Raw genomic sequence first — 9,590 nt, forward strand, 5'->3', positions numbered from 1 at the left:
CCGCCATCGTCGGTGTAGATATCTGCGAGAACCTTGATGCCGTCCCGTACCCATTGGGCACCGCGGAGGATTTGGAAGACACCGCCCGCCTTGTCGAAAAGGCCGGCAGCCAGATGCTCACCGGAAGACCGACGTGCGCGACCTTGCCGAGCTTCAGGAAGCATTCGACCTGGGTGTCAAGGAGTTCGGTCACGTCGATACGGTGATTGCCAATGCGGGCGTCATCCTCACCAACCCCGACGAGCGCGATGCATCAGAGGCCTTGCGGCTAGGCATCGACATCATGCTCATCGGGGTATGGAACGCTTTCCAGATTGCTATCCCCCACCTCAAGGAGCGCGGACAGGGCGGCAACCTGATAGCAACCAGCTCAATGATGGCGCTGCTCGATCTGACCGATGGCCGCGGTGGAACCGACGCCTATCTGGCGTCTAAACTCGCCATCATCGGTCTGGTCCGTGCCTACGCGAATCTGCTTGCCCCTTACCGGATCCGCGTCAACGCCGTAGCGCCGACCAACTGTGCCACGCCGATGATCACCGACAACCCAGCCCTGTTCAAGGTTATCGAGTCCAACCCGCACCTGGTCAATGCCATGCAAACTGCGCTGCCGGACTTTCCGATGATCGAGCCGCGCGACGTCAGCAATGCGATTTTATTTCTGATCAGCGATGCAGGCCGCTCGTTCACCGGGAGCCTGCTGAAGGTGGATGCAGGCATGGACGTGCGCCGCTAACCGGGATTGCTCAAGACAGCGCTCGACGCGTTCAAGCTCGCCACGTAGATCTTCGACGAAGCGCCGGGTGTGTGCTGGCCGGATCGGATGGGAGTCCTCGATCGAGGTACAGGCCCAATCGTGGGCGGCGGTGTCGCAGAGGGATCGGAAGCCGCTGCAGCGCTGCGCACCACCGAGCGAGCACCGCCAATCCGCTGACGACTCAGGGCTCAGACCGTCAGGAAGTAGACGACAATTCCCAGCAACGCGATGCCGACAAGGCAAGCGACGATCAGCTGCACTGTCTCCTTGATCAGCCCGTCGCGGGTGGGCGGCGGCAAGTAGCTCACTGGCTTTTCTCCTTGGGTCACGGAACATAAACGCTGTCGTGGCCGGTGATCGCCCGCATCACCACCAGCGGGACGATCAGGAACACGAAGAAACTGACCTGAAAGACCGCAAACCACGCCCCAAACCGGGCCAATTCAAACTTCCACCGCGGAATAACCACCTCGTAGTCCAGGAAATCGTCGTACTGTTGCTGCTTGCTGCGCTGACCCGTGTGTCGGGCCGCGGCCACCGTCGCAGTGGACCCCGTCGTCATCGGCTCCCGGGCCGACAAACCCTCAGCGACAGGGGATTTCGGCCTGGTAAACCGCTCGAGCCCGAAAAAACGCTCGAAATGATTCAACCCGCGCACCGGTGGCTTTCCGGCCCAATACGCGATCAGGTTGGGCCAGACGCACATCAGCCCGATCGTCCACAGCAGCGTGAACCGGCCCCCGTTGGCGAATGTGAGCACCGGGCCCATTCCCGGGTCGTAGGTCCACCATCCCATTGCCGCGGCGGTGCCCTCGACAAGGAGATCCCACGCGTAATTGACTGGGATGGCCAAAATCGCAACGGCTTTCAGCATGCTCCAGCCAAACCTCCTGGCCACCAGCTGACCCAGCCACAGCACCGCGACCGCGTGGACGGTCCAATACACGGCGTAGGCGAACGGCATGAAAAGAGGGTCGTTCGGTGTCTTCAGGGGTAGCCACTCTAAAGCATGGTGCAGCCGGAAGGTGGGACTGTAGATCAGCTCTTGGCCCCAGTCTCCGATGGTCTCCATCCAATAGACCAGCATGCTGTTGAACAGAAAGAGAAAGCCCCACGTCAGACGGCGTCGGCGGATCGAGTCATAGACCGCAAGCAGGATCACCACGCTCCCGGCCACCGGGATCACCCAGTTGAAGAACCAGGTTCCCGATGGATTCAGCAGCGAGGGTGGCGTCGGCGGTGCACCCACCACATAGCTCATCGACACCCCTACAAGGTAAACTAAGTTACTTATGTGCAGACAGTGTCGCGCGCGACGCGCCGTTCGGCAAGGGGTGAACCGATGAGATGGGGCCTGCCGTGGCCCGGCGCCGAACGTGCCGCCGAAGCCGAGGCGGCGGGGGCACGCGCATTTTGCGCCGGCGAATTCAGCGACAAGAACGCGTATGTGACCAGCGCCGAAATGGCATTGCAGACCTCGGCCGCGATGATCGGTCCCGGCATCGCATACGCGTTCGCCCGCTCCCCTTTCGTTCACGCCTCCGCCGCGCGACACCTGTCGAAGTTGGCGCCGGGGCGGGTGTTCCTCGGCCTCGGGTCGGGCACCCCGCGAATGAATCGGGATTGGTTTGCCGCCCCCGCCGACCACCCGGCGGCGCGGATGGCCGAACTGGTCGAGGCGATCAGGGCCTACCTGAAGTCGGAAAACGGTGAAGCCGTCCGGGTCAGTGGCCGGTTCTACAGCATCGATGCCGACATCCGGGCACCGGTCTTGGGCCGGCTTGATGTCCCGATCCTGATCGGCGCGTTCAACCGGATCATGCTGCGCACGGCAGGCCGCGTGGCCGACGGTGTGCTGGGCCACGGCCTCTTCACCGATCGCTGGTGGTCGGAGACCGTCGAGCCAGCTCTGGCAGCAGGTTGTCAAGCCGGCGGCCGGGATCCCAGCGCCTTGCACCGCTGGGGGTGGCTGATCACCGCGATTGATGACGCCGATCCGGAGCGGGCGATTCGAGAGGCCCGGATGCAGATAGCGTTCTACCTGACCGTGCGCACCTATGATCCGCTGGTGGAACTGCACGGTTGGCAGGACGAGGTGGCTGCTATCCGGGCGGGGTTTCGAAGTGGCCGGCCGGATCGAATCGGTGAGCACGTCACCGACGACATGCTCTGGTCGATCGCGGTCTGCGGTGACACCGCGCAAGCTCGCGAGATGCTGCGTGGCCGCAAACATTTGCCCGACATCGCCTTTCTGGCTCCGCCGAGTTTTCTGGTTGGGGCGCGCCGCCGCTCCCGATACGACGTCGCTGCTATCCAGTTCGCGGGTGAGTCGCTGTGAGTCGGGCGTCTTGGTGGGCGGCTGGCGGATCTAGATTGTGTACTCGGTTGGCGATGTAGGCTCAGGCGATTGGAGGCCGCGATGGCCAGACCCGAATCTTTCTCGCTGACATCTGCCCAGGACTCGCCGGCGACAGCGGTGCGCTCGCCGAAGACCGCTGAATTGGTGGCCAACCGGCTTCGGCGGATGATCGTCGACGGCGAACTGGGCGACGGCGACTTTTTGCCGCGCGAGGCCGAGCTGATGGCGCAGTTCGGGGTTAGCAGGCCAACATTGCGTGAAGCGGTGCGAGTGCTCGAATCGCAACGTCTTGTTGAGGTTCGCCGTGGTTCGCGCACTGGCGCGCGGGTTCGGATCCCCGGCCCGGAAATCGTTGCCCGGCCGGCGGCCCTGTTGCTCGAACTGTCCGGGGCGAGCTTGGCCGACGTCATGACGGCGCGCATCGCGATCGAGCCGCTCGCCGCGAGGCTGCTTGCCGAAACCGGGACCAAGGCAGCACATCAGGAGATCGAACGCCTGGTCGGCGAGGTTCCCGCTGCGCGGAAAAACGGCGAGCTTGCGCGAGCGTCGGCCAACCTGCACCTCAGGTTGGTGCAGTTGTCGGGAAACGCGACCCTGGCCATGATCGCCGGGATGCTGCACGAGATTTCCGAACGCCACACCGCTACAGCCATCCGCAGGACCGACAACATGGCGCCGAAGGCGGACTACGACAGGATGCTGCGCTCTTATCGCAGGCTGGTTGCACTCTTGGCCAAGCGCGACGGGGCGGGCGCCGAGGCGCACTGGCGCAGACACATGGAAAACGCCGCCGCCGCCCTACTCAAGGGCCTGGAGAAAACCAAGGTGCGCGACATCATGGATTGAGCCGTGCCGGCATTCGCATCCCGCGAACTGTGATTTAGGTCTCCCCCGGAATCCAGTCTGATGATACGCTAGCTCCAATTAGTCGCAGAAATGAGTCGAATGACATCAAGGATCGCATCGGAGGTTGGCGTGACGACGACAGAACAGCGGAACTGCCCGGTCGTGACATTCGACTACACGCAGACAAAGCCTGCGGGCACGTGGTTCAAGACCTACGACGAGCTGCGATCTCAATTCCCGTGGTACCGCAATGAGTTCGGCCCGGGCTTCTGGACAGTCTGCAACTACCAGGGCATCCTGCAGATCTTGCAAAACCCCGAAGTGTTCTCCAGCAGTGTGGTGGTCGCATACGATCCCGACCCGCCCTATAAGTGGATCCCTGAGATGCTTGATGGCGACGAGCACAAGCAGTGGCGCCACCAACTCGGCCCGTTGTTTTCCCCCATGGCCGTGGAGCGGCTGGACGACACTGTGCGCCAACGGGCCGTCGAACTTATCGACGGGCTCGCTGACCGCGGATCGTGCGACTTCATGGCCGATTTCGCACAGCGGTTGCCGACCACGATCTTCTTGGAGCTGATGGGCCTGCCGGTTGGCGAACTCGACCAGTTCCTGCAGTGGGAGCACGACATCCTGCACACCGGGGCCAGCGACGAAGCCGGCATGCAAAAGCAGATCGCCGCGATGATGGCCGTGATGGGGCGCTTTAACGACGTCATCGCCGAGCGCCGGGAGCAGCCGCGCGAGGACATCGTCAGTAAGGCCCTCACCTATCAGATCGATGGCAAACCGGTGTCCGATGCCGACCTGCTGTCGTTTTGCCTGCTGATGTTCATGGCCGGGCTCGACACCGTATCGGTCACGCTGGGCTGGATCTTCTTGCACCTGGCCCGCAACGACGACGATCGCAACCGCATCGTCAACGACCCGGCGATTATCCCCACTGCGGTCGAGGAGTTCCTGCGTGCCTATGCGATCGTCATACCGGCGCGCAAAGTGATGAAAGACGTTGAGGTGCAAGGATGCCCGATGAAGGCCGGCGACATGGTCAACATTCCGCTCAACGCCGCCACCCGCGACGACGCCGCCTTCCCCGACGCCACGACAGTCGACATCACCCGAAAGCCCAACAACCACATCGGGTTCGGTGCAGGACCACACCGCTGCTTGGGATCGCATCTGGCCCGGCGCGAGCTCAGGATCGCGCTGGAAGAGTGGCACAAGCGGATTCCGCACTACCGCATCGCAGCCGGCGCCCAACTGCTTGAGACCGGCGGCCAACTTGGTTTGGAGGCACTGCCACTGGAGTGGAGCGTGTGATGCACCGGCCGTTGGACGGTGTGCGCGTCCTGGAGGTCGCCCAGTTCACCTTCGTTCCCGCCGCCGGCGCGGTGCTGGCCGACTGGGGCGCGGACGTGATCAAAATCGAAAACCCGGTGACCGGCGATCCGCAACGCGGACTGGTCAATGTGCTCGGACGCGCGACCACCGTGCCCGGATCAGCGTTCGCGCCGATCATCGAGGCACCCAACCGCGGCAAACGCAGCATCGCGCTGGGCTTGGCCGTCGCCGAAGCTCGCCCCGTCCTCGAAGAGTTGATCCGCCGAAGCGACGTCTTTTTAACCAGCTATCTGCCGACCGCGCGCGCCAAGCTGCACATCGACGTCGACGACGTCCGCCGCATCAATCCCGACATCATTTACGTCGCCGGCAGCGGATTCGGCAGCGAAGGCCCTGACCGCGACACTGGTGCTTACGATTCGACAGCGTTTTGGGCACGGGGCGGCAGCGCGGACGGCGTGACGTGCTCAGATGCCGAGCACGTCGCGTTCATGCCGGCAGGAGCCTACGGCGACAATATCGCCGCACTGGCCCTTGCGGGCGGCATGAGCGACGCGCTCCGGCCGATCCTGGCGCTGCTGGCCGGCGGATCACTACCGAAGATCGATCGCCACACCCAGGCGCCGGGCAACCCGTTGACCGGCAACTACCGCACATCCGACGGGTACGTCATCCAGCTGTCAATGCTGCAGCCGGCTCGGTACTGGCCCGAATTCTGTCGACTGATGGGATGCGATGAATTCGCGCACGACTCGAGGTTCGAGTCGGTGGAGGCGTTGGCAGAACACGCCGACGCGGCATACGCGATTGTCCGGGAGGCGATCGGTAGCCGAACATTCGACCAGTGCGCGCAGCTGCTGCGGCGGACCACCGGACAGTGGGCACCGGTGCAGGACCCGTGGGATGTCGGTAACGACGAGGCCCTGATCGCCAACGGCCGTATCGTCGATGTCGTCGATGCCGAAGGGAAACCGCGCAAGCTGGTCGCTAACCCGGTGAAGTTTGACGACCCCCCGCTGGCGTTGACCCGCGCACCGCAATTCGCCGAACACACCGACGACGTACTGCGCGAAATCGGTGTCGACGACCAGCGACTCACCGAGTTGAAATTCGCCGGTGCGATCACGTGAGTGTTGTCAGTATCAGCGGTGGTGACGACGGCACCGTTAAGTCCCGGTTGATCCGCGCGGCCGACGCGTTGATCGCCGAGCACGGCATCAACGCGGTGCAGATGGACGCCGTCGCCAAGCGCGCGGGGGTGTCCCGCGCCACCGCTTTTCGGCAATTGGGCAGTGTCTCTGAGGTTTTGATGCAAGTGGCGCTGCTTCGTGCGCAGCGCCATATCGATGCGGTGCATCAATTGATGCAGACCAAGACCGGTGCCTTCGCGAAGATCGAGGCCGCGCTGATCTACACCGCGCGCGAGCTACCCGTCGATGCGGCTATCGAGGTGTTGATCTCGCGGCACTCGGCCTCCGTGCATGATCCGCGGGTCCATCAGGCTGCCGTGGGGGTAATGGGCCCGGTGTTGCAGGACGGTCAGCGCAACGGAGAGATCCGCACTGACATCACGCTGGACGAGCTGGTCGACTTCCTCGTCGAGCAGACATACCTGGCCGCCGAAGAGCTTGACCGCACAGAAAGCGCGGTGCGTCGCCGGTTCCGTCACTTCGTCGCTCCCGCGCTGGAAGCTCGCAGCGGCTATAGCGGCGAATACCTCTCCCGGACACGGGAAGTCGAAGAAGCTCTCAATGCTGCTATGGAAGCTCTGAAGAACCTGGCGCGACAGCTGCACGCCCAGCTGGCATCGGATCCCTGAGTCTCAATCGCGTTGACCTACTTGGGTGACATGCCAGCGAAACACATATGGTGGTGGCACTTTCCGGAACGGTCGCACGGCGAACGCGGTGCCGTCGAAGACCCGCCGCGGCCCGCCGCCCGCAGGCTCAGCGACGGGATGGCGCTGCGATGCGTGGGAACCCGACTGGCCATCGCCGCGGCATCCAGACTGTCGCTCCGGTCGTATCGCCGCACGCCGTGTCGGACCACAAACTCGCGATCTCGCCGGTGCGGACCTGCACGACAGCCACGTGATGGTTGCCCGGTCATATCTGGCGGACCTGTTCTACGCCAGCGACCTACCCTGCTGGTGATCGACGCCGACAACGCCGTGCACAGCCGCACGCCACTGCGGGCCGTCGCCGAGACGTCCCGGTATTGCTCGGATTCGGCGCTGCCGTCGACGCGTCACCAAATCCCCGCGCCGAACGGGCCACCGCACCGGCTCCCGCGACACTACGCTGCACCCGGTGCCGAAATCGGGGACTGCCATAACTGCGCAAGCCAGCGCGCCAAACTGTGGGACTTCGGGTTTGGCGCCAGCAGTCGTGGCCGACATCGGCCGCTGAGGAATCTGCGTCCCATGAGCCGGCGCAAGGATCCACACAGCCGCGAATCAGGAATATGTTTAGCTTCTTCTGCTAGGGTGGGCCTTCGTCCGCCACGCCCGACAATGGAAAGAAATCGCCGTGGACTACCGCATCAAAGGCCGCGTCGCGTTGGTCGTCGGCGGCAGCAAGGGTATGGGTTTCGAGGCGGCCAAGATGCTCGCCGACGAGGGCTGCCCGGTCGGGATCGTGGCCCGCACCAAGGCCGACGTCGAAGCTGCCGCCACCGCGATCGGGCACCGCGGGGGCACCGCGATCGGCGTGCCCGCCGACATCACCTCGCGCGACGGCGTCCAGCTCGCGGTGGAGCGGGTACGCGACGAGCTGGGTGATCCGTTGATCGTCATCGGCCAAACCAAATACATTCGGCCCGGCGACTTCGCCGACATCACCGACCCTGCGCCTTTACGTGAGTCATTCGAGTCCTACACCATCAGTCAGTTCTTTTTGCTACATGCGGTGCTGCCTGCCATGAAGGATGCCGGCTGGGGCCGATACGTCCACATTGGTTCGGCCACAGCAAAAGAACCTCGGGCAGCATCCATCACGTCGTTGCCAACGCCACCCGCCCGTCGACGGTGGGGCTGCTCAAGACAGTGGCAGACGAATATGCCCGCTACGGCATCACGGTCAACACCGTCGCGCCGGGATGGATCGAGACGCAGAACTCCATCGACTACTTAGCCAACACCGTCGGCGCCACCACCGATGAGCAGCGCCGGGACTTTCTGCTGTCGCAGGCGCGCGTTCCCGCCGGCCGGATGGGTAAGGCATCGGAAATTGCGTCGGTCATCGTGTATTTGTGCTCAGATGATGCGAGTTACATCACCGGTGACTGGATCGAGGTCGACGGTGGATTGCACCGCTCGGCATTCTAGACAGCACAACTCATCGATACGATCAGCCCGGGGCCGCCGAGCAGCTCGTCGCGACGAAATACCGGTTCGCTTGAGAGGTTTGTTTCCGTGCCCGAGTTACCGCGCACAGCAGCCAACGCCGGGATCGCCACTCCCGAGCAGTTTCGCACGGTGGTGCGCGAGTGGTTTGGTTCCCATGTGGGTTCCCGTACCGAGACCGGCTACACCGACGAGGATCGCAAACGCACCACCGCCGCCGCCTACGACGCGGGCATCTTGCACGTCACGTGGCCGGTCGAGTACGGGGGCCGTGGGCTGCCGCCGGAATACCAAACCGTTTTCAACGAGGAATCAGCGCCCTACGCCTGGGCATTGATTCCCAGCGCTGTCACCGTCGGTATCTGCGCGGCCACCCTGCTCGACACCGGCAGCGAGGACCAGAAGCGCCGCCACATCCCCGCGATGCTTCGCGGCGATGAAGCCTGGACGCAGTTACTGTCCGAACCGGGCGCCGGCTCAGACCTCGGCGCTGTGGCCACCCGCGCGACACGCGACGGCGAGTATTTCGTGCTCAACGGTCAGAAGGTGTGGACCTCCGGTGCCGCCGAGGCTGACTACGCGGCAGCGCTGGTCCGCACGGATCCCTTAGTTCCGAAGTATCAGGGGCTTTCCATGGTGATCGTCGACATGAAAAGCCCCGGTGTCGACGTTCGGCCGCTGCGGCAGATGACCGGGGACGCCCATTTCAACGAGGTCTTCCTCGACGACGTTCGGGTACCGGCGGCCAATCTGATGGGTGAGTACAACGGCGGCTGGAGGGTGCTGAACCGGATGCTTGTGCACGAGCGCATCGCGCTGAGCGCAGGCACCACCGCAGGAAATGTGTTCGACCCGGACAACTTCGACGAGCTGGTTGCCCTGGCCCGCGCCCGCGGGGGCGACACCGATCCCGCGGTGCGCGCCCGCCTGGCCGACATTTACAT

General features: G+C 63.9%; 9 protein-coding genes and 1 pseudogene (1 of these 10 only partly in view). 9 read left to right on the forward strand and 1 reads right to left on the reverse strand.

Going from position 1 to position 9,590, the window contains the following annotated elements; all coding sequences use genetic code 11:
* A pseudogene (locus ACFE99_RS15505) lies at window positions 1-736 on the forward strand (mycofactocin-coupled SDR family oxidoreductase) (it extends 77 nt beyond the left edge of the window).
* Window positions 737-1,082: 346 nt separating this feature from the next.
* Here ACFE99_RS15505 and ACFE99_RS15510 read toward each other — a convergent pair.
* Window positions 1,083-2,018 carry a spirocyclase AveC family protein gene (locus ACFE99_RS15510; RefSeq protein ID WP_375486769.1) on the reverse strand — a complete coding sequence of 312 codons (936 nt, stop codon included), beginning with the start codon at window positions 2,016-2,018 and terminating at the stop codon, window positions 1,083-1,085.
* A gap of 81 nt (window positions 2,019-2,099) precedes the next feature.
* Here ACFE99_RS15510 and ACFE99_RS15515 point away from each other — a divergent pair, with 81 nt between their 5' ends.
* The 8 genes from ACFE99_RS15515 to ACFE99_RS15550 all read left to right on the forward strand — a co-directional run.
* Complete coding sequence (locus tag ACFE99_RS15515) at window positions 2,100-3,095, forward strand: LLM class flavin-dependent oxidoreductase (protein WP_375486771.1); 996 nt, start codon at window positions 2,100-2,102, stop codon at window positions 3,093-3,095.
* A gap of 81 nt (window positions 3,096-3,176) precedes the next feature.
* Window positions 3,177-3,962, forward strand: coding sequence for a FadR/GntR family transcriptional regulator (locus ACFE99_RS15520; RefSeq protein ID WP_375486773.1), 786 nt, complete (start codon window positions 3,177-3,179; stop codon window positions 3,960-3,962).
* Window positions 3,963-4,091: 129 nt separating this feature from the next.
* The gene (locus ACFE99_RS15525) at window positions 4,092-5,282 is read left to right on the forward strand and encodes a cytochrome P450 (RefSeq protein WP_375486775.1); all 1,191 of its coding nucleotides are present in this window, start codon (window positions 4,092-4,094) and stop codon (window positions 5,280-5,282) included.
* Window positions 5,282-6,433: a CaiB/BaiF CoA transferase family protein gene (locus ACFE99_RS15530; RefSeq protein ID WP_375486777.1), complete on the forward strand. Its 1,152-nt coding sequence runs from the start codon at window positions 5,282-5,284 to the stop codon at window positions 6,431-6,433. Before ACFE99_RS15525 ends, ACFE99_RS15530 begins: the two co-directional genes overlap by 1 nt.
* Window positions 6,430-7,122, forward strand: coding sequence for a TetR/AcrR family transcriptional regulator (locus ACFE99_RS15535; RefSeq protein WP_375486779.1), 693 nt, complete (start codon window positions 6,430-6,432; stop codon window positions 7,120-7,122). The genes ACFE99_RS15530 and ACFE99_RS15535 overlap by 4 nt, the downstream gene beginning before the upstream one ends.
* 784 nt (window positions 7,123-7,906) lie before the next feature.
* Window positions 7,907-8,434 carry an SDR family NAD(P)-dependent oxidoreductase gene (locus ACFE99_RS15540; RefSeq protein ID WP_375486787.1) on the forward strand — a complete coding sequence of 176 codons (528 nt, stop codon included), beginning with the start codon at window positions 7,907-7,909 and terminating at the stop codon, window positions 8,432-8,434.
* Window positions 8,347-8,628, forward strand: a complete 282-nt coding sequence (locus tag ACFE99_RS15545) for an SDR family NAD(P)-dependent oxidoreductase (protein WP_375486781.1) — start codon at window positions 8,347-8,349, stop codon at window positions 8,626-8,628. Before ACFE99_RS15540 ends, ACFE99_RS15545 begins: the two co-directional genes overlap by 88 nt.
* Before the next feature lie 87 nt (window positions 8,629-8,715).
* Window positions 8,716-9,590 (forward strand): acyl-CoA dehydrogenase family protein (locus ACFE99_RS15550; RefSeq protein WP_375486783.1); only part of this gene is annotated, 875 nt, incomplete at its 3' end.

The sequence above is a fragment of the uncultured Mycobacterium sp. genome (genome assembly GCF_964249325.1).
GTDB lineage: Bacteria > Actinomycetota > Actinomycetes > Mycobacteriales > Mycobacteriaceae > Mycobacterium.

Excerpts from the sequence above, each read along its gene's own strand:
- ACFE99_RS15510 (WP_375486769.1), bottom strand. The coding sequence starts at position 2,018 with ATGAGCTATGTGGTGGGTGCACCGCCGACGCCACCCTCGCTGCTGAAT.
- ACFE99_RS15515 (WP_375486771.1), top strand. The coding sequence starts at position 2,100 with ATGAGATGGGGCCTGCCGTGGCCCGGCGCCGAACGTGCCGCCGAAGCC.
- ACFE99_RS15520 (WP_375486773.1), top strand. The coding sequence starts at position 3,177 with ATGGCCAGACCCGAATCTTTCTCGCTGACATCTGCCCAGGACTCGCCG.
- ACFE99_RS15530 (WP_375486777.1), top strand. The coding sequence starts at position 5,282 with ATGCACCGGCCGTTGGACGGTGTGCGCGTCCTGGAGGTCGCCCAGTTC.
- ACFE99_RS15540 (WP_375486787.1), top strand. The coding sequence starts at position 7,907 with ATGCTCGCCGACGAGGGCTGCCCGGTCGGGATCGTGGCCCGCACCAAG.